Origin of the sequence: Kitasatospora phosalacinea (genome assembly GCF_000717185.1) — a bacterium.
In the GTDB taxonomy this organism is placed as follows: Bacteria; Actinomycetota; Actinomycetes; order Streptomycetales; family Streptomycetaceae; genus Kitasatospora; species Kitasatospora phosalacinea_A.
Genome location: NZ_JNYE01000095.1, coordinates 1 through 23454 on the forward strand (window position 1 = coordinate 1; position 23454 = coordinate 23454).

The following is a 23454-nucleotide window of genomic DNA, read 5'->3' on the forward strand; positions in this document are numbered from 1 at the left end:
CTCTCCTCCTGACCTCTGAAGATCAGGATGATCAGACGACTGCGAGGTGGGTCCCATTTGATCCGCCGTTCAGCGGTCAGCTTTCACCCGGCGCCGACAGCCGTGGCCCTGGCTGGACTGTGGTGCCGGACCGACGCCTCTCCGGGAGCTGTCCACCGGAATCCGATGGACCAGCGAATCGGTCGTAGTTAGGCTGGATCGGCCAGATCGGACACCGCCGCTCGGCTGATCGCGGGGTCGGGCTGTGCAAGGAGGGGACGCCGTGGGTGATCTCGATACCGGAGACGCGACCCGTCCTGATGGGCGAACGTCAAGTGCTGAAACACTCCGCCTTCGGGCTGCGACACGTGCCCTGCGGCTTCATCTGCGCGAGTTGCCCTGTGTTGTGCACTATGAGGACGAGGGTGACCTGTTCTTTGCCGAGTCGGCGTTTCCCTTCGCGAGATTCTGCTACGAGAGCGCTGAGTCTCTGATCGGTGCCAGCTTTGGCGGGACCGTCATGGGTGCATTGGCTAGGAGCGTCTTCGTTGACGGCCTCCGGTGGCAGTGGATCGGAGAGGCCCCTGACGAGCGAAGAGCAGCGCTACTTGGGAGCATGCTGGAGGAACGCAACACGATCCTGGCGAGTCTCGAACGTCACGAGGCCACCTGTCCGATCCTGCCGCGCTGGTTCGCGCCGCTGCTTGAGGTGACTGATCTGACGGGAGGGTCGCCCCAGTGGTGGCAAGCACCGTCGATGCCGGCGGAGAATGAGCTCATCGACACGTTCTTGGCTAGACCAGCTGAGGATGCTCTGCCTTCGGGTGATGCGGTGCAGGATCTTCTCTCATCAGCACGGCAGCTGCTTGGTCTCGCAGGGCTGCGAGGCGCAGTGATGGTCCTGGCCCATGCGGGCCACGGGAACCTTCTCGGTCTCGAAAGCAGCCTTGCCGAGGGAGGTGTGCCCGGTCATGATCTCCGTCCGGACCATGAGGCGCTGTTCATGCACACGGCTGCGGTGGGTGTGACGGTCACCCTGCTCGGAGTATGTGCGGCAGCCCCTGAGAGCTGGCCGGAGGAAGTCGACCAGAAGACGTTCCTCGAGGAGGCACTGCGGTTGACTCGAGAGGTGGCTGACGCGGCTACCTCGTTGCACGGCCTGGGTGCGGCATCTGCTCCGACAGGTAAGCAGAAGATCAGGTTCACAACCACTCGATCGGAATTTCTGCGCGGCTCAGTCGTTGTCGGTGTCGAGGACCTGCTGCCTGACATCAATGACGCCGGGCCAGTGGTCGCTGCAGCCGAGCTGTACGAGCAGCATGTCCGAAGTTGGCACACGAGCCCGTATTTCGGTAATCCGAAGCTCGCCTCTGTCTTGGCCTACCTCGGAGGCCATTCCTTCTTCGAGACTGTGATGTCCATGATCGACAACGCTCCGGTGGCAGCGGTTTTCGCTGCCCGGATGCTGTTGGAGGAAGCCGCCCGGCTTCGTTGGCTGACCTCTGAGGCCGGCAGTGACGATGAGTTCGCCCAGCGTTCGAAGCGGTACTTCGATGAGTTCCGATCGCGCAAGAAGGCGACTATCTCGCTGCTAACCGGGAATGGGGTGCGGCAGCAAGTCGCCAAGAAGCTCTTCGAATTTCCGGACAACGTGGTCGAGGGACCTACCGATATCGCTAAGGGTCGCGAACCGCTTCCGTCGATCGAGAGCATGCTCAGGGCGTTGGGTGACCCCTACCCAGAGCCCGGTTGGATGTGTGTTGCTTATAGCTTGCTCAGCCAGGTCACCCACAGCACACCCATCGGCGTCCTGCATCTGACTCGCAACCGTAATGACGGTGTCCAGTTTGGCCAGCTCACGCCCGAGATGTTGAGCCTCACCCTGGATGTCGCGTGCCTCGGCAGCGCTCACCTGCTGGGCACGGGCTCCATCCTCCTCACTGGCGGTAGCGCCGAGGCGGCAGCGTACGACCTAGAGCTGCATCGGCGCGCGTATGCCGTGCACAACGCGGCCCGGTTGGTCCATGGCTTGGATTAGGAAGAACCCACTAACGGTTACAAGCTTCGGCAACAAAGCTTGGCGTTCATTCTTGGTGGCGGTTCAGCGAGGTCGAGGATGAACTGGCATAACTTCAATTATCTTCGTCAAAGACGACAAGCAGCGAAGATGGTTCGGCCTCAAGGCCGCGCGCAAGGTTGAGCAACGTGACCAAGCTTGGATTCCGCTGGCCGTGCTCGATGTAGACAACGCCGCGGAAGCTGAGACCGCTTCTGCTTGCCAGTTCTTCAAGGGTGAGCCCACGATCCTTGCGCAGGCGCCTCAGGTGCATGCCGAAGGCATGGAGCTGAGGCGCCTGGAGGCTTTGATGGCGACACGGGTTCGACTCGAACATCGACACCCACTTGACTGCCATGAACAGCTGTGCATAATCGGCGCTGATCGTGGTTTCAGACTGTTAACCTCAGGCCAGGCCGTCGGTGGAGCTGGCTCTTCGAGAGGAAGCGCCATGCCTGCCCGGAGGAAGTACCCGGCCGAGCTGATCGAGCGCGGAGTTCAGCTGGTGATCGAGCGGAGGCGGGCGGATTCGGGGCGCGCGGGGGTCGTCCGCGAGGTGGGGGACCTGCTCGGCATCCATCCGGAGGTTCTGCGCCACTGGGTCAACAAAGCTGACGCTACGGCGACGTGGGAGTCGCGAGCACCAACTGGCGATGCCGAGCGGATGCGCCTACTTGAGGCGGAGAATGCGAATTTGCGCAGAATCAACAGCATTCTCAAGTCGGCAGCCGCGATCTTCGCGGCAGAGATTGAGCATGGAACTTCTGCAAGCTAAACGAATCTTAGTGATTCGCTGGCCTCGGCGCGCAAACCCAGGGTCGCTGAGAGCCACCCCTGGGCCCGTCCTGCAATTTGGAAGGGCCCAGGTGGCGGCTACTCATCTTTGTCGAGCTCGCTGCCCGGGGATCTGGGATGACAACCGAGATCCGTTGCCAAACGTTGAGCTATGCCCGTTCGTCAAGCCGAATAGAATGCGCCGAGTCTGCGATTTTCAGGTAGTTTGCGTCGAGATTCTTCCCGAGCAGCGCAAGCGCTGTGAGCCTGCGCGCGATCGTAGTGAAAGTGCGGGCCTCAGCGGGGGTCAGATCCCGGCCGAGAACGCGCTCTTCGCGATAGCTCAGCCACTTGCGCAGTACCTGAAAGCCACCAATCTTGTAGTCCCAGGCTGCTTCAGGTACCCCTCTCCACCAAACATGGTCGTTCAGGTAGATATCGAGCACCTCCTCGCCTAGGGCATCCCGACTTTCCTGAGTCAGCCCTTCGCTGTCAACGGCAGAACGCTCGCGGACATCATATTTTCCGGAGCCTGGCATTACAGCATGTGGCTGAACTGTGCCCCAGCCGGCGGTGACAGCCAGATCCCCATTGCCAGGATTCACGGGCTTACCGTCAGTGCGTTCGATAGTAGCGACAGTCCGGAGGTAGGGGTCATGCGGGGAAGCCGCGGCAGCTACATCTGGGTTAAGCAGAAGTGCTACCTGCTCGCCGAGCGCAGCGGACTCGCGGAGGCCCTCGTTGGTGTTGGGCAGGGGGATGTGAGGCCAGTCGGAGCGTACTGCTTTTCCGTTCTGTTCGACATAGAGCGGAGAGGATCCGATAGCAAGCGCATGCAGCCAGATAAGCATGGCACTGTCCTTGTTGGTTTCGGCATCTTCGATGCCGAGCTGCCGCAAGTAATCCATCGCGCCGCCGGAGAGGTTCGGCCGCCAATCTGCGGATGACTCATCGGCATCTAGATCGAACAGTGACGGAGTGTCATCGGGTTTCTTCGACTTGGCAGAAAGCCAGAACGGAATGGCATATGCGTCGGTGAAGAGGACTTTCTGGTCTACAAGGACATCAGAAAGATGGATAGCTGCACCATCGAGTGCCCGTGGAGCGTTGCGGCGGACCATCAGAAAACGGGAGGATGTTTTTGCGGCAGCAACGAGAAGTGGCCGAGATTCGTTCCATAGCTTGGCCTCGGTCTCGGCGTAGGCGTATCGCATGTCGAGCGGGCGGAACTGGAACCGTTGGATATGCTGCTCGTCGAACGGATTCTTTTCTAGCATGCGCTTGCGGACCTTCTCAGGGTCGAAGCGCGCGAATTTCGTGGCGAGCCGAGGGTCGACCTGCGAAATTGGGACGTTGGGGTCCAGGTAATTCTTGATGCGAGCGCTCAAGGCATCTCGGTCACCGTCGATCAAAGCGAACTGACGGTTCTCGTTCAATCCGAGCATGGGGTCCTTGGCACACAGCTCGTTGACGGCAGGCCAATCTGCGTACCCCTGGCGTGAGGTCCAGCGCACCAGACGGAACCAGTTGTCCTTGTCTGGCGTGAGGGGTTCATAGTGGGGGCCGGCGTTGGGATCGCCTGTGACGGCAGCGAGCTGTTCGCGCTTGTCTTGCCCCCAAAAATCGCGATACCGGACCATCGTTGGCGAGCTGGCATGGTCGCTGGTTCGGACGAGCATGCTGATGGCCACGCCGCGCGTGATACCTGCAGGGTTCAACCGCGTGCTGAAAATGGACGGGTCCTTGCCACCGGCAGGGGTCTTCTTTCCCGTCTCACGACTATCGCCATTTAGATGATCGACGGTGACATCGTTGAACTCATCCAGTAGGCGCTTTCGCATGATGACAGATGACGGGTCGCCGAGCCATGATGAATTACTGATGAAGCAGATGATACCCTTACCGGTCTGTTCCGCAATGCGACGCTCGGCGATGCGAAAGAAGCGGACGTAGAGGTCGTCAAGCTTGTTTTTGGTGATATCCCAAGGCTTTTCGGAAAGTCTGGCCTTGTAGGGCTCAACGAGCCCGCCTTCCTCGTCTCCTGACACGCCAGCGAATCCATTATAAGGAGGGTTGCCGAGGACAACGAGGATTTGCTGATCGCGCTTAACGGAGCGGGCCGCATCTCGCTCTGCGGAAAACTCGGTAAATGGGAGCACGGGATGCTTATTGTCGTCGACCCAGCCGGTCAAGGCATTGGTTAGATATACGCTGGCGCGCTCCCCGGAATTGGCGTCGAGCGGAACGCCCAGGCGCTGCAAGGCGATCCCGATCCTGAGATGTGCGACGACAAACGGTGCGGGTAGCAATTCGAAGCCGTGGATGCGTGACAGGACTGCCTGCTTAGCCTCCGCTGCGACGAGCCCGTCGCCGCTTTGCTCCTTCAAAGTGGTCACTATTTTTTCGAGGACAGCGGTTAGGTACGAGCCGGTGCCTGTACATGGATCAAGCACATGTACCTTTGGGTCGGCAAGGCCGAGGGGAAGTCCTATCTGCGTGCGTAGCGCGTGGTCGACGCGGTCTACCATGTAGCGCACGACCTCAGGAGGTGTGTACCAGACGCCGAGCTCGCGACGAAGCTCGGGATCATATTCCTGAAGGAATGGCTCGTAGAAGTACTGGACAGCCTCAGCCGCTTCGAAGCGCTGGAAGAACAGTTTGCGGTCCACTCGCGCAAGGACATCGTCTGTCCAGTCGAGCACCTCGTCCAGTCCCACTGGTAGGTTTGCCGGGGTGGCCAACTGCTGGAAAAGAACGCGGACCATCGGAACTGAGAGTGTCCACTGAGCCTGGCGCCAAGTGAAGCGCTTGGTACTCTGTTCCGACTGCTGTTCTGACCAGTATGCCCACGAGGAAAAGACGCCGTAGAACAGTGTCTGGACGAGTGCTGAGCGGAAGAAGTGGTCGCCATCCTTGCCCTCAAAGCGCAAGCCCAGGGCTTCTTCCAGCGAACTCCTCAGGGTCGCGAGCGTCTCGACATCGCCCGCCTGCTCGACCCGCGATAGCCCGGTTCGTGCGTAGGCGGCCAGGAACCACGCAAGGTCGGCAGGAGCACTCAGAGGTGCATCGCCCTGAAGCGCTCGCTTGAGGTAGTCGAGGAAGTCGGCGCCCTTCGACTTTTCGATTTCTTTGGGATCAAGAGCCCAGAACGATTTCTCATCGGGCGCAACGGTGAATCGTTCGCCTGTCTGAGCCTCGCCGTCGGAATCCAAGCGAACGATTACGAAATCGCGGTATGTGCAAACTAGGACTTTGCCGTAGCGCTCCAAGTAACGCTTGACTTGGGCGGATCTTGCGACTCGAAGGACATCTTGTGACACCCCCTTGACTTCCATGACTCCGCGTTCAGGCGCACGCGACGCCATCGCGGAATCCCCGGCCTCGGCCACGGCCTGGCCTGCGATGAACAGGCCACCATCCGGTACCCCGGCACCGCGATTCTTGGTGGTCAGGACGCACGTGACCACCGGAGTGAGGGTCTTCCCTACCTCGTTGAGTAGCGCTTCTAGCTGCCCATAGTAGGAGGTCTCTGGGGCGGCCTCGCCGGTTGAGTGGATCGCCTTTAGGCGTTCGAGGTATGTACGTAGGGTGACCACGAGGGCCATCGTATTACCGGCAGCCGCACACCGAGAAGGATCGGTCATTTGTCCGATATGCCGACCTTCTGTAACTCGGCCGCTGCCAGCATCACGTCACCCGCGTGCCTGACGTGCCGACAGCATCGAGCCAAGATCGGAGCTGGTAGATCGCAGCTCCAACTTGGCTCACCTGACTTACGTGGTCTTGGGCTACTGATCTGCCGTGCTGGTTGACAGCACTGGCTAGATAACAACGGCTCCGTTCGAGCCTCTGGCGATGGCAGCTGGTCGCGATGGTTCGGATACGGTGCGAGCGCGTGGCTGCGAGGTGCCGGCATCGGGGTGCGGCAAGGGCACTCCATGTTCGGATCTGGTGCGCTAGAGTGCCCGCCCTGGGACACCGTCGGCTCCTGCGCGGCCGGCAGGGAGGGGCGATCTTGATTCCCGAGCTGACCGTGGCCGGGGTGCTGCCGCCGGGTCGACACCTTGCCACCTTCGCCGAGATAGACGAGCTGTTCGTCAAGCAGGCGCCCCATGCCGACCGGCGCCGTCGCATCTTCCGTGCGTTCGAGATCTACATGGAACAGGTAGCCGACGTGCTGCCCAGCGGTTCCGTGTGGCTGGACGGCGGCTTCTGCACGTACAAGAGTGAGCCCCCCAAGGACATGGACCTGGCTCTGCTTGTCGACCGGGCCCACACTGCAGGACTGAGTCCTGAGGGCTGGGAGAAGCTGGACAGCCTGCGCACCCTCCAGGGGGTGTACTCGCAGATGCCGAAGACGCTCGCGGAGCGCGTGCAGCCTATGGGCGGTCTGATCGACAGCTTCATCGTGGTGGCTGGCGAGCCCGCCCTAGAGGACTATTGGCATGGCCTATGGTCGAGCGTCAAAGGCCCGGACGGAGAGATCATGGCAGGACAGGTCAAGGGCTACCTGGAGGTGATCTGGTGACCAGCAGTGTCCAGGATTCCTGGGAGCGCGCCTTCGCGAGTGTTCAAGGAGACGACCCGCTCTCGCGCCTGGCCCGGGAGAGCCTCCAGTCCTCGGCAGCCAGGTTTCCGGGACTGGGCCTGGGCGCGACGGCGGCCACTCAGGGCCTGATGTTCCGCATCGCGGACTCCGAGGCCCCGGGAAGCCCGATCTCTGCGAACGACGCCGGCGACTTCCTTCAGCGTCTCCAACGTGCCGTGGCCCGGCTGGCCAAGGCCCGTCGGGCTCGCCTTGCCGACGTCGCCAGGCTGCTGCCGCTGGACCTTGACCTTGCCCGCCTCAACGTCAGGGCAACGGCCATGGGGTCGCTCATTGTCGACTTGGTCCCGCAAACTGCGTCAGAGACGGCCGACGGCAGCGAAAATCTTCTCCCTGCGGGCTCGTCCTGGGCTGAGATCGGGGCTATCGAGCTCGTGCGGGCTCTACCGGAGAACCCCAACGACGAGGCATCGCTGGATTCTCTGACAAGCGCCTCCCCGGTGGTCAGGCGTGCAGTTGCCGACCTGATCCACGGGCTGCCGAACCCCAAACTGAACATTGACTTCACCCTTCGGCAGAGGTCCGGCGAGAAGCTCACCTCCTGTCTCACCGCCCCCCAAGCCAATATTCTCCGGGAGCGCCTGGACTCCGTCCGGGAGGAGCGGCAGGTCGTCCGCATGCGTGGGCGCCTCGACGGTCTTCGGACCAGGCGGCAGATCTTCTACTTTGAGACCCCCGCGGGCGGCGAGATCCACGGCTACGTGGACGACTCCCTCATGTCAGCAGTCAAGGAGAACCTCGACGCCCAGGTCGACGTCGCCTTGGAGAGCTTCGTCAACAGGTCCGGCTCCGGCAAGGCAAGCCAACGCCGATACCGGCTGATCGAGGTAGCGGGACAGATCTCTCAGATGCCCCCCGAAAGCGACTTCGGCGCCGAGGACGGCTGACTTCGCGGGCGGGCTCAGTTCCGTCCACTTGACCTGCATCGTGCGTGTGGCCGCTGTCGGCGCTGGGGCGTCTGCGCTCAGACACAAGCGACAGTCGTGACCACCGAGCCAGGCTTGCGATCTCGCAGTCAATGTCCATCGAAATCACGAACGTGACCATCCCACCGTCGGCGGTAAAGGCCGCAGGGTGTCCCGCCAGTGAATCACCTACCAGCGAAGGGCTCCAGGTCCTCATTCCTACACGTACGGTGTGGCCTGCCGGACGCGCCCGAGTGCCGTCAACGCCCGGTGCGCTCAGCGTCGAGGGGGCGGTCCCAGCAGACGCCGCCAAGTCTGCTGATAGGTGACTCCGGCCCGCGCCTGGTGGTACGAGCCCACTCGTTCGAGCGCTTCCAATTCCAGGATGATCCACCAGGCGCTGGCAGCGGAACCGAAGCCAGACAACAGGGCAGTGCCCGCAGCGGTACAGGGGCCAGCAGCTGAACGGTGTCCAGGGTCGAGTCAGTCCTCGGTGAACAGCTCGTGGGGCTCGACTCCCAGTGCCTTCGCGAGGGCCGGGATGCGGTCCACCGAGACGCTGTGCCGGGCGGTTTCGAGTTCGACGTAGAAGGACCTGTCCATGCCAGCTGCTACCGCCACGGCGGTCTGGGTCAGCCCCTTCCGCTCGCGAAGCGCCCGCAGGCGGCGCCCGAAGAGGACGCGCTGGGCTGGGATGGCCGGGTCTGAATCGCTGTTCGCCACGAGCAGTAACCGTAGTACAGTCCGAGCTGTAGGAAGTCTCCTACAAGATCAATTGTTGCGCCAAGGGGAGTTGCCGCATGACTGCGTCAGTGCAGCCGCTGCTGGCTTCCGGCGTGTTGGGCCCGGCAGCTGGCGGAGCCGCAGTGCGGCGACTGCCGTCGGCGATGCCGCGCAGGCTTCCGGCGGTGCCGGTGCCCGCAGCCGGCGAGTCCTTCCCATCGTGGGTGGATCGGATGGCCGTGGATCTGGAGCTGACGCCGGGTGAGACAGCGCGGCGGGTGGGGCTGGAGTGCCGTTCGAGCGACCGCGCAGTGCGGCCGGTGTGCTACGGCGTGGCGCTGACGGAGCTGGGTGCGCGTCGGATCGGGGCGGCGACCGGGCTGGACAAGGAGGAGCTGCGGTCCATGCAGCTGGCCCGGTACGCCGACGGCGTCCTGGACTTCTCCCGGCTGGACTTGGCCGAGCCACCGTCGGTGACCCGGCTGAGCAACCGTGAGTGGGCGCTGTTCACCGGCACCCGGGCGTGCCCGAAGTGCCTGAGCGAGCGTCCGGTGTGGCCGCTGTGGTGGCGCCTGGGCATAGCGGCGGTGTGTCCGACCCACCGGACACTGCTGGTTGACACCTGCCCCACGTGCGGGGACCGGCTCGGACTCGGGAACTCCGGGCATCCCGGGGGCCTGCCGACCCGGTCGGGAGTCCTGGACCTGCGGCGGTGCAACAACCGACGCTCAGCGGCTGCGGGACAGCGATCGGCCCGCTGTGATCAGGAATTGGCCGAGCTGCCGTCCGTGACCGTTCCGGCGCTACTCGCGGACTTGCAGGAGCTGGTGCTGAAGGCCGCAGACGGGAGCCCTGCAGTGGTTGCCGGGCGGACTATGGCGACGGCTGACTTCTTCGCCGCCTTGCGCTACCTGGCCGCAGCCGCCCGGGCGGGTGCCGAGCCGAGCGATCTGGCGGACTGCCCGACGCTGGCTCCCGAGGCCGCCGAGGCGTTCACGGCCTATCAGGACGTGCGCCGACGCGCCCGCCACGGCGGCGCACGGACGAAGCTCGGGATGAGTCCGCCCACTGCCGCCCACGCGGCCGCCGTCCTCGCGCTGACGGCCCCCCTGCTGTTCGCCCGGAGCCGGACGGCGATGAGCGCCGCCTTGGCCCGCTGGCAGGGCTCCGTCCCGGAGTCCTTGACGATTCCGGCCTGTCTGAACGACGACACCACCGAACGGCCGCCGACCGGGGCGGGCCCGACACTGCGCATCAGGAAGGACGGGCGTGAGTCCGAAGAGAACCCGGACGCTGCGGCCGGTCAGGTATGTGCCTGACCAACTGTTCGTCCGCTACTACGACGCTGCCGAGATCGAACGGCTCATACCGGCTTCCCAGGCAGCGCGGGTGCGCTTCGAGGACTGCCTGCCCGCCCGCGAGATCCCCTCGTACGTGGGGATGCGGCACACTCCCGGCTCGTACTGGGCAGCCAGCTGCGACACCGTGCTGGACTACGAGAGCTTCCTGGAAGCGCAGTGGATGCGGCTGCTGGACTTCGACTCCAAGGTCGCCGTCCTGGCCGCACAGCCGTTCATCTTCGAAGGCGCCGATGCCCAAGGCAAGTGGACCCACGTCCCCGACCTGTTCGTCCGCCGCACCGACGGCACAGTGCTGCTGCTGGACGTCAAGAACCCCGAGCAGCTGGCCAAGCCGCGTGTCGTGCAGCAGGCCCAGCGCACCCGGCAGGCGTGCCAGGAGCTCGGATGGGACTACCGCATGGTCGGCGCCCCGGACCCGCAACTGTGGGCCACCGTCGAGTGGCTGGGCGGCTACCGGCGCCCGCTGCACGCCACGGCCGACCTGGTCGACCCCGTCCTGGCGCTCGCCGCCAAGCCGATCACCCTCGGGGACCTCGTGGACTTCCCTCATGATCCCGAGGTCGTCCGGCCGGTGGTCTACCACCTGATGTGGCATCACCGCCTGCTCTTCGACACCGCCCGGCCCCTTCGCGACCACACCCGTGTGTGGGCGACCAGCAGCACCCCAGAGAGGACGCGATGAACCAGCGCCACCGGCTCGCGGTCGAGGACTGGATCGAGTTCGAGGACGAACGCCACCAGGTCGTGGCCACCGACGGCGCGCTGGTCCGGCTGCGGTCCATCACCGGCCACCGGATCACGATCATGCTCTCCGAGCTGCTGACCGACCCCTCGTTCCGTGCGTTCGCCGAGCCCCCGCCCGAAGCCGACGCCAAGGACGTGGGTCTCGACCCCGGCGGTGTGCTCGCCACCGTCGCACCCGCGGCCAGGCAGGCGGCGCTCGACCTCGAAGCCCATCTGTGGGAGGCGACCACCGGCTACCGGTCCGGTGATCCGATGAAGGCCCAGGCCGGGGAGCCCCGCCCGCAGTACCACCCCGACATGAAGAAGACCGAACGCATCCTGGCCAAGGCCGCGGAACTCGGCGTCAGCGACCGCTGGTTGTGGAAACTGCTGGACCGGTGGGACGAGCAGGGCCTCTTCGCGCTGGTGGACGGACGCAAGGCACGGGTCCGCAACCCCCTGCGCAACGTCGAACCGCGCGTCATCCAGGCGATCCGCGAGCAGTCGGCCGCAGAGCGACTGGACAGCTCCTCCACGGTCACCACCCGCTTCCTGAGGCGCACTCAGAACCGCCTCGACGCGGACTACGGAACCGGCGAAGTGCCGCTCCCCAAGGAGGACACCTTCCGCCGGATCGTGCGGCTGCTTCTGACGCACCGCCCCTCCGACCCCGCCTACCAGCGCCAGTCCGGCGCCAACCAGCCCGACCGCACCTTCGGCAACGTCATCGCGCACCGCCCCGGCCAGGTCGTCATGCTCGACAGCACGCCGCTGGACGTGCTGGCCTGGGACGCGACGACCAACAGCACCGAGGGCCTCGAACTCACCATCGCGCTCGACCTGGCGACCCGGTCCATCCTGGCCTGGCGGCTCACCCCGGTGGGCACCAAGGCCATCGACATCGGTCTCCTGCTCGCGGACGTGATGACTCCCGAGCCGATGCGGCCGGCCTGGGACGACGCCCTGCGCTACTCGATGCTCCGCGTCCCCTACGAACGCATGCTCACGCTGGACGAACGCCTCGCCCAGGCGGCCGCCCGCCCGGTGATCTACCCCGAGACCCTCCTGTTCGACCACGGCAAGCCCTACCAGTCGGATGTCGTCCGCCGGGCCTGCCGCTCCTGGAAGATCGACATCCAGGACGCGCGCAAGCTCAAGCCCACCGACAAGCCGCACGTCGAACGCCTCTTCGGCACCATCCGCGAGCAGTTCTCCATGCACGTCGCCGGCTACAAGGGCTTCAGCGTTGCCACCCGCGGCCGAACCGTGGAGGAGCAGGCCCGCTGGAGCGTCGACGAGATCGCCGAGTTCTTCGCCGAGTACGTCGTTGCCGTCTACCAGCAGAAATCCCACTCCGGGCTGCACCTGCACGGCTTCCCCGACCTTGAGGTCTCCCCGAACGAGGCGTACGCGATGGCGCTGGGCTCGGCCGGCTTCGTCGACTGCCCACGCGACCCGAACCTGTACTACGAGCTGCTGCCGATCGCCGGCAAGGGCCGGGTGATCCACCCGTACGGCGTGGAGCTCAACCACCTCGTCTACAACGCCGAGGTCCTCTACCAGTTCCGCAACGCCAAGTCCCCGTACCCGAACGAGCTGTGGCCCATCCGCTACGACCCCCGCAACCTGCTGCACGCCTACTTCCACAACCCGCGCGACCAGAAGTGGTACACGCTGCGCTGGACGCACGCGCTCAGCGACCTTCAACCGTTCACCGACATCACCCTGCGCGAGGCCAAACGTCTGCTCGCCCAGCGCGGCCAGGACCCGAGCAAGCCGGAACTGATCGCCCAAGCGCTTCGAGACCTCCAGAACCGCACCGACGCACCCGAGACCTGGACCAAGGGCACCCGCAAGCGCTGGTCCCGCGACCGCCACCGGGCCCACACCCAGGCCGTGGATGCCCTGCGCTCCACACCCGCCGTGCCCGCGCCGCCACCGGCTCCGCCGGCCCCCGCACCGCCGACCCGCAAGCCCACCATCCCCGGCCTACACGCCGTCCCCAACCTTCCCATTGAGGACGACGACCTCGACCTCGACGCCATCCAGCCCGCTGCGGTATGGAACCCCCACAGCGCCCAGGAGAACTGACCCCGTGACAACCGCCCTCGGCTTCCCCGACGATGACGACAACCACTTCCAGCACCCTGGGCTCGCCGAGCCGCGCACCAAAGAGGAATGGCGGGCCTACCTCGCGTCCGAACCGCCGATCAAGCCGGACAAGCTCTCCTTGGAGATGTACGAGCAGCTCAGCGCCAAGGAGAAGGCCCTGCACAACCGAGCCCGCTTCGCCCACCACAGCGCGCTGGTGATCGTCCGCAACGCCCAGATGGATGCCATCCACCACCAGATACGCCGCCGGATGCTCACCAACGCCCGCCAGCCGGCCGGAGCCCGCCGCGGAATCGTCCTGGACGGCCCGGCCACCCTCGGCAAGTCCACCCTGGTGAAGATGTTCGCCGCCGACTTCGAACACGAACTCCGCCGGGACTTCCCCGAACGCTTCGAACGCAGCTACCGCGTCGACAACCACTCGGTCGACTACACCCCCGTCGTGTACATCAATATCCCCTCCCAGGCCACGCCGAAGGACCTGTCGATCGCCCTGGCCGACTACATGGGCATGGCGTACCGGCCCGGCGCGACCAAGAGCGCCATCACCAACCGGGTCCTGACCGACCTCCGCCGCTGCGGCGTGGAGCTGGTGATCATCGACGATGCGCACTTCATGAACCTCTCCCTCAAGGAGGGAAAGGTCGTCAACGACCACCTCAAGTTCATCGCCAACCACACCGCCGCGACCTTCATCTACACCGGTGTCGACCTCAAGCACTCCGGCCTCTTCCTGGAGGGCACCGGCGGGGCCCGGGTCACCCAGACCTCCGGCCGCAACACCCTGCTCCACATACGGCCGTTCTCCGTCGAAGCGAAGCCGGACAAGGCCGACTGGGTCAGCGTCATCGCCTCCATGGAAGCCGCGCTCGTCCTCTACCGACACGAGCCCGGCACTCTCAAGCGAGCCTGGAAGTACCTCTACGAGCGCACTGAGGGCAACATCAGCTCACTCGCGGAACTGATCCGGGAGTCTGCCACCGAGGCCGTCATGACAGGCGCCGAGGCGATCACCCGGAAGCTCATGGAGGGCATCGTGATCAACGAGAACGCCCAGACCGCGTACGACATCTCGGGGCACGAGGAGCCGGAGAGTCCCGGCCCGGAGGCCGACGGCGATGAAGGCGAGCCCATCGCCGGCTGACCAGAGCAAAGCGCCGGTAGTCACGGTTGGTGACTACCGGCGCTGTCGCCTGAAGCGGGCCGACTGCGCACTGAACTCATTCGTGCGGTAGAGCCTCCGAAATCCACCGCAGAAAAGAGTTCAGTTCCCAGGTCGGCAGGGCGCTCACTGAACTTTTTTCTGCCGTCCGACACACCATGTCCGCCCACGCCCCCGCGAAAACCGGCCACGCGTCTCGATCCGCCAACGCCCCTCCCGCCGGCGGGTGCCCGGGCCGTCCCGGAACCGGAACTACTCCACCTCGACGCCGTACGCGCGCACCAGGTCTTCCAGGCCGTGGTCGTAGCCCTGGCCGACGGCCCGGAAGCGCCACTGCGGGCCGCGGCGGTAGACCTCGGCCAGGAGCAGGGTGCGCTCGCTGGTGGCGGCGTCCAACGTGGCCTGGGCGACGACCGGCGCGTCGACGCCCGGGGTGAGGGCCACCTGGACCGCTCCGACGTCCCCGAAGGTGTCGGTCCCGTCGATGGCGGCGGCGATCGCGATCCGGCGGGCGGCGGGCGGCAGCGCCGCGAGGTCGACGGCGACGGTCTGCTCGGTCGGGCCGTCGCAGAGGAGGCGGACCGACCCGTCAGGGCTCTCCGGGGCACCGTAGAAGACGAAGTCATCGTCGCAGGCGACCTGTTCGTCCCCGTCGAGGACGAAGGCGACGACGTCGATCTCGCAGCGCGCCTGCTGCGCCCAGGAGGCGGCCACGTGCCACTGCCCGGCGGCCGGGAGGTCGATGACCCCGCCGCGCGGCAGCACCTCGGCCGCCGCGCCGTCCCGCTGCTCCACCGCCTCCCGCTGCTCCACGGCGTCCCGGTGCTCCGCGGCGTCCTGAGCGAGGGCCGCGACCGGCTCCGCGGCGGGGGCGCCGAGCCATTCGCGCGGATGCACCGGGATCCCCAGCGCCGCGACCCGGGTCATCCGGCGGTCGCGCTCGCCACCGGCGAGGAGGACGACGTCGGTGACCCCGGCCGAGAGGTTGATCGCGGCCGTCCCGCCCAGCTCGACGGCCCTGGCCCGCACCGCGGACGCCTCCTCGTGGCTGCCGCCCAGCACGAGCACCCTGCGGCGGCCGAACGGCTTGACCGCGCGCAGTGCCACGGGCGCCGCCGCGGCGACGGGGACGGCGACGGGGACCGCAACGGGAACGGGAACGGGGGCAGGGGCGGTAGGTGCCGCGGTCGGCCCGCCCGCTGCGGCGGGGTTCTCCGCCCGCTGCGGCTTCCTCCCGGTCGGCCCTTCGTGGGGCGTCCCGGGCCGCACCTGCGCCAGCAGTCCGAGGAAGGTCTGCTCGTCGACGACCGTGACGCCCTCCGCGAGCGCCCGCCGCGCCTTGGCGGAGCCCGAGACCGCGTCGTTGGTGACGAGGACGCCGGTGTGCCGGCTGACCGACGACATGACGTTCAGGCCCGCGCCGACGGCCCGGGCCACCAGTTCGGCCCGGGAGGCGGCGGTCTCGCCCGTGAAGGCGATCTTCATGCCCTGGACCAGCGGCTCCCCGGGCGCCGGACGGCCCGGGTTCCGGTAGGCGCACGGCGTCTTCGGCGGCTTCGGCGCGAACCGCGGGTCCTGCCGGGGCGGGCAGGCCACCAGCGGCAGCGGGACTCCCAGCCGCACGGCCTCGGCCAGGGAGGAGCGGAAGATGCCCGCGAGGACGCGCGTGTCGTCCAGCGCGTCGTGCGCACTGGTCTGCGGCACGCCGTAGTACTCGGCGAGGGACGCCAGGCTGAGTCCGGCGACCGGCGGCTCCACCCTCCGGTTCAGGGCCAGGGTGCACAGGCGCCGGTCGACGGGCAGGTGCAGTCCGGCCCGGGCGAACTCGTGGGCCAGGAAGTCGTAGTCGAACTGGGCGTTGTGGGCCACCATGACCCGGCCGCGGAGGAGCGTCCCGATCCGGTCGGCCACCTGCTCGAAGGCCGGGGCGCCGCGCAGCCGCTCCGCCGTCAGGCCGTGGACGTGCACCGGCCCCGGGTCGCAGCCCGGGTCGAGCAGGGTGGAGTACTCCCCGGTCTGGATCCCGTCCGGGCCGAAGGTCAGCACCGCGATCGAGAGGACCCGGTCACGCCGGGCGACCAGGCCGGACGTCTCGACGTCGACCAGGGCCCAGTCGTACGCGTAGTCGGGCAGGAGGGACACGTCGGGTGGGGAGGCGAGCGGCATGGCAGCAAGGATGGGACGGGCGCGTCGGCCGCTTCAACCGGAACGCCGATTTTCCCCGGCCGGTCCGCCGGCACCGGGCGGTGGGCACCCGGTGCCGGCGGAGGGTCGGCGGCCCTACCGGACCGGCTCCAGGATGGCGACGCACTCGAAGTGCTGGGTCATCGGGAACAGGTCGAACGCCCGCAGCGAGACCGGCCGGTAGCCGCCCTCGCGGAAGAAGGCGAGGTCGCGGGCGAGGGCGGCCGGGTCGCAGGCGACGTAGGCGATGCGGCGGGCCTCCAGGGAGCTGAGGTGGGCGACGGTGTCGCGGCCGGCGCCGGCGCGCGGGGGGTCGAGGACGATCAGGTCGGTGGAGGTGATGCCGGTGCGGGGCAGCAGGGTCTCGACCTTGTCGCACTCGATCCGGACCTGCTCCAGGGCGGCCAGGTTGTGCCGGGCGTCGGCCACCGCCTGCTTGCCGGACTCGATGCCGAGCACCGCGCCCTCCTCGCCGACCCGTTCGGCGAGCGCGCCCGCGAACAGGCCGACGCCGCAGTACAGGTCGAGCGCGCTCTCGCCCCACTGCGGGTCGAGGCCGGTGAGGACGGCGTCGACGAGGGTCTCGGGGGCCTCGGGGTGGATCTGCCAGAAGCCGCCCTCGGAGACCCGCCAGGTGCGGCCGACGGCCCGCTCGCGGACGAAGGTGCGGCCGTGGACGCGGTGGAACAGGTCCTGGTCGTCGATCCGCGCGATGGAGGTCTCGCGGTCCAGTTCGACCAGCGGCAGCTGCTCGCCGGGCAGCGGCCGCAGGATCACCTGCCGGTCGGAGGAGCCGGTCGCGGCGATCGCCTCGACGGCGGCCACCCCGGTCCAGTCGCGGGACTCGACGCCGAGCTCGGCGACGCCGGGCGCGGCGATCAGGCAGCGGTCGATCGGCTGGACGTCGTGCGAGCGGTGCTTGCGCAGGCCGATCACGCCCTCCTCGTCCACCGCGTACTGGACCCGCGTGCGCCAGGCCGGGACCTCGCCCGCGGGGAGCTTGCCGCCGACCGGTTCGACCGAGCCGTCCCAGTGCGCCTCCTCGGGGGTGAGGCCGGCCAGCTTGGCGAGCTGCTCGGTGAGGACGGCGGCCTTGAGCTTGCGCTGCCCGCCGGGGGTGACGTGCTGCCAGTCGCAGCCGCCGCACCGGCCGGGGCCGGAGAACGGGCAGGGCGCCTCGATCCGGTCCTTGGACGCCTCCAGCACCTCCACCGCGTCGGCCCGCAGGAAGCGGGAGGTGGTGGTGCCGTCGGTGACCTGCACGACGACCCGCTCGCCGGGCAGGGCGTGCCGGACGAACAGCACCCGGCCCTCGTGCCGGGCCACGCAGTGCCCGCCGTGCGCGACCGGCCCGACCTCGACCTCGTAGCGCTCGCCGACCAGCGGGTCCCCGGAGGGCTGCCGCAGCACCGGCTGCGCGGGCCGCAGCACCTTCGGCGGCCGCACCGCCCCGGGCTTGCGCCCCTGCCGGGCCGGCTTCCTCCCGCCCTCGCCCTCGCCCTTCGCCGCGGCCCGGCCCTTGGCGGCGCCCTGGCCCTTCGCCGCGGCCTTGTCCTTGGGGGCCTTGTCCTTGGGGGCGGCCTTCGCCGGCTTCTCGGGACGCTGCTCGCCCGGCACCGGCGGCAGGCTGCGGGCGGTGTTGCCCTCCCGGTCGGTGGCTTCGGGCCGGGCGGGCCGGTTGCTCCAGCGCGGGTGCGCGACCTGCCCCGGCTTGGCGCCGGACGTGCGGCCGGGGCGGCCCTGGCGACCGGAGGAGCGGGGCGGGTTGTTGCGGGTCACGGGGGTCGCTTCCTTACGGGAGACAGCGGGACACAAACGGGTGGAGCACCGTGCGGCGGACACGAACACGGCGGCCCGCGGCGGACCGGGAACGATCCGCCACGGGCCCATTGAAGGCCATCCGGGGGCCGGACGGGCAGCGCGGGCGCTACCCCGACGCTAGTCGCGCGGCGCGGCGTCCGACCCGCCCGACCCGTCGGCCGGACCGGCGGACCCGGCCGGATCGCCCGACCCGCCCGCCGTCGGCCGCCGCCGCGGCTCGCCGCGGCGCACCGCGCCGGGCGCGGACCACGCCTTGGGCGCCTTGCGCCGCTCCGAGGACTCCAACTGCCAGGGTACGGAGGTCACCATCACACCGGGCTTGAACAGCAGCCGTCCCTTGAGCCGCAGCGCGCTCTGGTTGTGCAGCAGGTGCTCGTACCAGTGGCCGACCACGTACTCGGGAATGTAGACGGCGACCACGTCGCGCGGGCTGGAGCGGCGCAGGTTCTTGACGTACTCCAGCACCGGCCCGGTGACCTCGCGGTAGGGCGAGTCGAGAACCTTCAGCGGCACGTCGAGGCCGCGCTCCTCCCAGTCCTGGCGCAGCGCCGCGGTGTCCACCGGGTCGACGTTGACGGTGACGGCCTCCAGGGTCTGGGCCCGGGCGAGGCGGGCGTACGCGAGGGCGCGCAGCGCGGGCTTGTGGATCTTGGAGACCAGCACGATGGCGTGCACCCGGGTCGGCGGGGCGACGTCGTCGGGCTCCTCGGCGGCCTTGAGCTCGGCGCTGACCCGGTCGTAGTGGCGGCGGATCGCCTTCATCACGACGAACAGCACGACCATCAGGGCGATCGCGATCCAGGCGTGGCCGATCTTGGTGGCGAGCACCACGATCAGCACGGCCATGGTCATCACCAGGCCGAAGGCGTTGATCGCCCGGCTGCGCTGCATGTGGGCGCGCTTCTTCGGGTCGGTCTCGGTGCGCAGCAGCCTGGTCCAGTGCCGGATCATGCCGGACTGGCTCATGTTGAAGGCCACGAAGACGCCGACGATGTACAGCTGGATCAGCCGGTTCGGGTCGGCGCCGAACGCCACGATGAACAGGATCGCCGCCCCGGCCAGCAGCACGATGCCGTTGGAGAAGGCGAGCCGGTCGCCGCGGGTGTGCAGCTGCCGCGGCAGGTAGCGGTCCTGGGCGAGGATCGAGCCGAGCACCGGGAAGCCGTTGAACGCGGTGTTCGCGGCCAGCACCAGGATCAGGCCGGTGGTGGCGGCGACGAAGTAGAAGCCGGGCGTGAAGTTGGAGAACACCGCCTCGGAGATCTGCGCCAGCACGGTCTTCTGGTGGTAGTCCGCGGGCGCGCCGATCAGCTGCTCGGTCGGGTTCTCGGCCATCTGCGTGCCGGTCAGGTGGGCGAGGTAGATGATGCCCATGAACATCGTCACGGCGATGGAGGCCATCATCAGCAGCGTGGTCGCCGCGTTCTTGCTCTTCGGCTTGCGGAACGCGGGCACGCCGTTGGAGATCGCCTCCACACCGGTCAGCGCCGCACAGCCCGAGGAGAACGCCTTCAGCAGCAGGAACACCAGCGCGAACCCGGCCAGCGAGTCGTTGCCGGGCGTCGCCGCCAGGTGGTACGAGGCGCTCTCCGCGGGCAGCTCGGCCCCGAACCCGAAGTGCCGGACCATGCCGTAGACCACCATGCCGATCACGCCGACCATGAAGGCGTACGTCGGCACGGCGAACGCCGAGCCGGACTCGCGCACGCCGCGCAGGTTCATGCCCATCAGCACGATGACCAGGAACACCGACAGCGCCATCTCGTGCCCGCGCAGCGCGGGCACCGCCGAGACCACGTTGGCCACGCCGGAGGTGGTGGACACCGCCACGGTGAGGATGTAGTCGACCATCAGCGCGCTCGCCACCACCAGGCCGGAGTTCGACCCGTGGTTGACGGTCGCGACCTCGTAGTCACCGCCTCCGCTGGGGTAGGCGTGCACGTTCTGCCGGTACGACGCGACCACCGCGAGCATCACGATGGCGACCACGACGCCGATCTGCCACGAGAAGTGGATGGCCGAGGCGCCGGCCAGCGACAGCGTCAGCAGGATCTCCTCGGGCGCGTAGGCGACGGAGGAGAGTGCGTCCGAGGCGAACACCGGCAGCGCGATCCGCTTGGGGAGGAGCGTCTCCCCCAGCTTGTCGCTGCGCAGCGCACGCCCGATCAGGATGCGTTTCGGTAGGTCAGCAGGCATAGGCACAGCAAGGAATCGTAAGGGCTGTTGATGGCACCGGATGCCTCGCGGGGCCACCTTGGTCGCGACTGTGTTCGGCGGACCGGCTAGCGTGTCGACAGAAGGGTTTGCGGGCAACACCGAGTTGCCCCTCGCGTCGGATCACAGGCGCGGCCGACAGAAGGCCCCCAAAATCGGGGGCACGGAAGGACGATGAGCGGTGTTTACGCAGATCATGACCCCAACGGACCGGGTGAGGTAGGCGCGTGCACATCGTCATCATGGGCTGCGGACGCGTAGGCTCCGCCCTCGCCAGAACGCTCGAGAAACAGGGTCACTCGGTCGCGGTCATCGACCAGGACCCGACCGCCTTCCGTCGGCTCGGCGCGGGCTTCAACGGCCGCCGGGTCACCGGCGTCGGCTTCGACCAGGACACCCTGAAGGAAGCCGGCATCGAGGAGGCGGGCGCCTTCGCCGCCGTCTCCAGCGGCGACAACTCCAACATCATCGCGGCCCGGGTGGCCCGCGAGAACTTCGGCGTCGAGCACGTCGCGGCCCGCATCTACGACCCGCGCCGCGCCGAGGTGTACCAGCGCCTGGGCATCCCGACCGTCGCCACCGTCCGCTGGACGGCCGACCAGATGCTGCGCCGGCTGCTGCCCAGCGGCGCCGAGCCGCTCTGGCAGGACCCTTCGGGCGCCGTGCAGCTCGCCGAGGTCGCGTTCGCCCCGGCCTGGATAGGCCACCGGCTCGCCGAGCTGGAGGAGGCCGCCGGCGTCCGGGTGGCGTTCGTCACCCGGGTCGGCGAGGGCGTGCTGCCCACCCCGCAGATGGTGGTCCAGGAGGGCGACCTGGTGCACGTGATGCTGCGCCGCAACGAACTGACCGCGGTCGAGGCGGCGTTCGCGAAGGCCCCCGAGGAGGCTGGTCACTGATGCGCGTCGCCATCGCCGGAGCCGGAGCCGTCGGCCGTTCCATCGCCGGGGAGCTCCTGGAGAACGGCCACGAGGTCCTGCTGATCGACAAGAACCCGAACTCCATCTCGGTGGAGCGCGTCCCGCTCGCCGAGTGGCTGCTCGCCGACGCCTGCGAGATCACCTCGCTGGACGAGGCGGCGCTGCAGCGCTGCCACGTGGTGATCGCCGCCACCGGTGACGACAAGGTCAACCTGGTGGTGTCGCTGCTCGCCAAGACCGAGTACGGCGTGCCGCGGGTGGTCGCCCGGGTGAACAACCCGAAGAACGAGTGGCTGTACAACGAGTCCTGGGGCGTGGACGTCGCGGTCTCCACCCCGCGCCTGATGTCGGCGCTGGTCGAGGAGGCGGTGAGCGTCGGCGACCTGGTCCGCCTGATGCGCTTCTCCCAGGGCAACGCCAACCTGGTCGAGCTGACCCTCGCCGCCGACACCGACCTGGTCGGCACCCGGGTCGGCGACGTCGCCTGGCCAGTGGACACCGCGCTGGTCACCATCATCCGCGCGGGCCGGGTGCTGGTCCCCGGCGGCAACGACACCCTGGAGGCCGGGGACGAGCTGCTGTTCGTCGCCGCCCAGGAGCGCGAGGAGGAGCTGGAGACGCTGCTGGCCGGCTGATCCCGCCTCCCGGACGTGACGGAGGGCCCCGCGCGGTGCGCGGGGCCCTCCGTCACGTCCGGGAGGTCACTTCTGCGGCTCTTCCTCGTCCTCCGCGTCCAGCTCCGCCTTGATCGGCGGCGGCGCGGTCAGCAGGATCCGCCAGGTCACGTACATCGCCAGCAGCAGCGGCGGGATGCCCAGCGCGACCTTCAGCCAGCCCAGCAGGTTGATCTGCCCGGCGGCCCACAGCGGGAACAGGATCACCGGCTTCAGGCCCATGATCAGCACCCAGGCCCAGGTCGCCTTGGTGTAGGCGGCCAGCCGGCCCGGGTTCTGCTTGCGCCAGGTGAACATCTCGCCGGTGATCGGGCCGAGCATCAGGCCGATCATCGGCCAGCGCACCAGCGCGGAGACCGCCAGCGCCAGGCAGTAGCCGACGTTCCACAGCAGGCCGGGCAGGTAGAAGTCCTCGGCCTTGCCGGTCTTCATCGAGATCCAGGCGCCGATCGCCACCCCGAACACGCCGGAGAAGGCGTGCTGGATGGTCTCCCGGCGGGCCAGCCGGACCACCACGAACACCGCGCACAGCGCCAGCGCCGACCAGGCGGCCGCCGGCACCTTGTGGGTGATGTTGAACGCGACGATGTACACCAGGCCCGGCAGCGTCATGTCGACCATGCCGCGCACGCCGCCGAACGCCTTGAGCACCGTCTCGGCGGCCTCCTTCGAGGCGTCCCGCTCGGGCTCCTGCCCGGCGGCGGGCTGCTCGTACGCGCCGGGCCGCCCGTCGTCCTGCGGCCCGCCCTGCGGCCCGTTCGGGCCGTGCGCGCTCACGCTAATCGCCTCGTTGCTCACGCGGTCTCGCTCCCGTGTCCCACCGGACGCAGCTCGTAGCGGGGGTTGAAGAGCACGCGGCGCCCGCGTGCGTGGCTGATCCGGCCGCTGGCGATCAGGCGGCGGCCCGGCTCGATGCCCACGATCGAGCGTCGGCCCAGCCACACCACGTCCAGCGCCTCGGTGCCGTCGAACAGTTCGGCCTCCAGCGCGGGCACCCCCGCGCGCGGGCGGAGCGTGACGGTGCGCAGCGTGCCCGCGACGGTGACGACCTCGCGGTCGCCGCAGGCGGCGATCGGGGTGCAGCCCGCCTCCGCGGTGTCCTGCCGCAGCTCCTCGGCCTCCAGCTCCTCGGAGGAGGAGGTCAGCCGGTTCAGCATGCGGCGGAAACGGCCTTGCGGCTGGTCGCCGATGTTGTCACCACTCATGCCGGAAGGGTACCGGTTCGCCGGTGCCGGACGGCAGG

Annotated in this window: 18 protein-coding genes; 10 read left to right on the top strand and 8 right to left on the bottom strand. The window is 67.9% G+C overall.

Annotated elements, in window-relative coordinates; all coding sequences use genetic code 11:
* Positions 1–262: 262 nt before the first annotated feature.
* Positions 263–2017 (top strand): hypothetical protein, encoded by a 1755-nt coding sequence (locus tag OO57_RS30500; protein ID WP_158715283.1) that lies wholly within the window; start codon positions 263–265, stop codon positions 2015–2017.
* Between the two features lie 94 nt (positions 2018–2111).
* On the opposite strand, the gene OO57_RS41670 is transcribed toward OO57_RS30500, so the two are convergent.
* The gene (locus OO57_RS41670; protein ID WP_081974083.1) at positions 2112–2372 is read right to left on the bottom strand and encodes a helix-turn-helix domain-containing protein; all 261 of its coding nucleotides are present in this window, start codon (positions 2370–2372) and stop codon (positions 2112–2114) included.
* Between the two features lie 114 nt (positions 2373–2486).
* Between OO57_RS41670 and OO57_RS30505 the strand changes: the two genes are divergently transcribed.
* A complete protein-coding gene (locus OO57_RS30505) occupies positions 2487–2810 on the top strand; it encodes a transposase (RefSeq protein ID WP_033255960.1) in 324 nt (107 codons plus the stop codon).
* 169 nt (positions 2811–2979) lie between these two features.
* On the opposite strand, the gene OO57_RS30510 is transcribed toward OO57_RS30505, so the two are convergent.
* A complete protein-coding gene (locus OO57_RS30510; RefSeq protein WP_033255974.1) occupies positions 2980–6405 on the bottom strand; it encodes a type ISP restriction/modification enzyme in 3426 nt (1141 codons plus the stop codon).
* A gap of 419 nt (positions 6406–6824) precedes the next feature.
* Between OO57_RS30510 and OO57_RS30515 the strand changes: the two genes are divergently transcribed.
* The gene (locus OO57_RS30515; protein ID WP_158715284.1) at positions 6825–7337 is read left to right on the top strand and encodes a DUF6932 family protein; all 513 of its coding nucleotides are present in this window, start codon (positions 6825–6827) and stop codon (positions 7335–7337) included.
* Complete coding sequence (locus OO57_RS39975) at positions 7334–8302, top strand: hypothetical protein (protein ID WP_051778455.1); 969 nt, start codon at positions 7334–7336, stop codon at positions 8300–8302. Before OO57_RS30515 ends, OO57_RS39975 begins: the two co-directional genes overlap by 4 nt.
* A gap of 501 nt (positions 8303–8803) precedes the next feature.
* Here the strand turns inward: OO57_RS39975 and OO57_RS47020 are convergent.
* On the bottom strand, positions 8804–9043 hold the full coding sequence (locus OO57_RS47020; protein WP_051778456.1) for a helix-turn-helix domain-containing protein: 240 nt from the start codon (positions 9041–9043) through the stop codon (positions 8804–8806).
* 164 nt (positions 9044–9207) lie between these two features.
* Between OO57_RS47020 and OO57_RS30530 the strand changes: the two genes are divergently transcribed.
* The 4 genes from OO57_RS30530 to OO57_RS30545 are packed head-to-tail and all read left to right on the top strand — an operon-like array spanning position 9208 to position 14383.
* A complete protein-coding gene (locus OO57_RS30530; protein WP_033255962.1) occupies positions 9208–10362 on the top strand; it encodes a TniQ family protein in 1155 nt (384 codons plus the stop codon).
* The gene (locus tag OO57_RS30535; protein WP_051778457.1) at positions 10355–11086 is read left to right on the top strand and encodes a TnsA-like heteromeric transposase endonuclease subunit; all 732 of its coding nucleotides are present in this window, start codon (positions 10355–10357) and stop codon (positions 11084–11086) included. The genes OO57_RS30530 and OO57_RS30535 overlap by 8 nt, the downstream gene beginning before the upstream one ends.
* Positions 11083–13218, top strand: a complete 2136-nt coding sequence (locus OO57_RS43055; RefSeq protein WP_033255963.1) for a DDE-type integrase/transposase/recombinase — start codon at positions 11083–11085, stop codon at positions 13216–13218. Before OO57_RS30535 ends, OO57_RS43055 begins: the two co-directional genes overlap by 4 nt.
* Positions 13219–13222: 4 nt before the next feature.
* Complete coding sequence (locus tag OO57_RS30545; protein ID WP_051778458.1) at positions 13223–14383, top strand: TniB family NTP-binding protein; 1161 nt, start codon at positions 13223–13225, stop codon at positions 14381–14383.
* A 270-nt stretch (positions 14384–14653) separates the two neighbouring features.
* On the opposite strand, the gene OO57_RS30550 is transcribed toward OO57_RS30545, so the two are convergent.
* From OO57_RS30550 to OO57_RS30560, 3 genes are all read right to left on the bottom strand, one after another.
* A complete protein-coding gene (locus OO57_RS30550; RefSeq protein ID WP_033255964.1) occupies positions 14654–16567 on the bottom strand; it encodes a TerD family protein in 1914 nt (637 codons plus the stop codon).
* Between the two features lie 114 nt (positions 16568–16681).
* Positions 16682–18013, bottom strand: a complete 1332-nt coding sequence (locus tag OO57_RS30555) for a class I SAM-dependent RNA methyltransferase (RefSeq protein ID WP_418909924.1) — start codon at positions 18011–18013, stop codon at positions 16682–16684.
* Between the two features lie 510 nt (positions 18014–18523).
* On the bottom strand, positions 18524–20602 hold the full coding sequence (locus OO57_RS30560; protein WP_033255965.1) for an APC family permease: 2079 nt from the start codon (positions 20600–20602) through the stop codon (positions 18524–18526).
* A 245-nt stretch (positions 20603–20847) separates the two neighbouring features.
* On the opposite strand from OO57_RS30560, the gene OO57_RS30565 reads away from it, so the two are divergent.
* Both OO57_RS30565 and OO57_RS30570 read left to right on the top strand, forming a co-directional pair.
* Positions 20848–21516: a potassium channel family protein gene (locus OO57_RS30565; protein ID WP_033255966.1), complete on the top strand. Its 669-nt coding sequence runs from the start codon at positions 20848–20850 to the stop codon at positions 21514–21516.
* Complete coding sequence (locus tag OO57_RS30570; RefSeq protein WP_033216970.1) at positions 21516–22172, top strand: potassium channel family protein; 657 nt, start codon at positions 21516–21518, stop codon at positions 22170–22172. The genes OO57_RS30565 and OO57_RS30570 overlap by 1 nt, the downstream gene beginning before the upstream one ends.
* Positions 22173–22238: 66 nt before the next feature.
* Here OO57_RS30570 and OO57_RS30575 read toward each other — a convergent pair whose 3' ends face one another.
* Both OO57_RS30575 and OO57_RS30580 read right to left on the bottom strand, forming a co-directional pair.
* Complete coding sequence (locus OO57_RS30575) at positions 22239–22988, bottom strand: DUF3159 domain-containing protein (RefSeq protein ID WP_234337574.1); 750 nt, start codon at positions 22986–22988, stop codon at positions 22239–22241.
* Positions 22989–23005: 17 nt separating this feature from the next.
* Entirely contained in the window at positions 23006–23416 is a 411-nt protein-coding gene (locus tag OO57_RS30580) for an OB-fold nucleic acid binding domain-containing protein (RefSeq protein WP_081974082.1), read from the bottom strand.
* Positions 23417–23454 lie beyond the last annotated feature (38 nt).

Excerpts from the sequence above, each read along its gene's own strand:
- OO57_RS41670 (WP_081974083.1), bottom strand. The coding sequence starts at position 2,372 with ATGTTCGAGTCGAACCCGTGTCGCCATCAAAGCCTCCAGGCGCCTCAG.
- OO57_RS30505 (WP_033255960.1), top strand. The coding sequence starts at position 2,487 with ATGCCTGCCCGGAGGAAGTACCCGGCCGAGCTGATCGAGCGCGGAGTT.
- OO57_RS30530 (WP_033255962.1), top strand. The coding sequence starts at position 9,208 with ATGCCGCGCAGGCTTCCGGCGGTGCCGGTGCCCGCAGCCGGCGAGTCC.
- OO57_RS43055 (WP_033255963.1), top strand. The coding sequence starts at position 11,083 with ATGAACCAGCGCCACCGGCTCGCGGTCGAGGACTGGATCGAGTTCGAG.
- OO57_RS30550 (WP_033255964.1), bottom strand. The coding sequence starts at position 16,567 with ATGCCGCTCGCCTCCCCACCCGACGTGTCCCTCCTGCCCGACTACGCG.
- OO57_RS30560 (WP_033255965.1), bottom strand. The coding sequence starts at position 20,602 with ATGCCTGCTGACCTACCGAAACGCATCCTGATCGGGCGTGCGCTGCGC.
- OO57_RS30570 (WP_033216970.1), top strand. The coding sequence starts at position 21,516 with ATGCGCGTCGCCATCGCCGGAGCCGGAGCCGTCGGCCGTTCCATCGCC.
- OO57_RS30580 (WP_081974082.1), bottom strand. The coding sequence starts at position 23,416 with ATGAGTGGTGACAACATCGGCGACCAGCCGCAAGGCCGTTTCCGCCGC.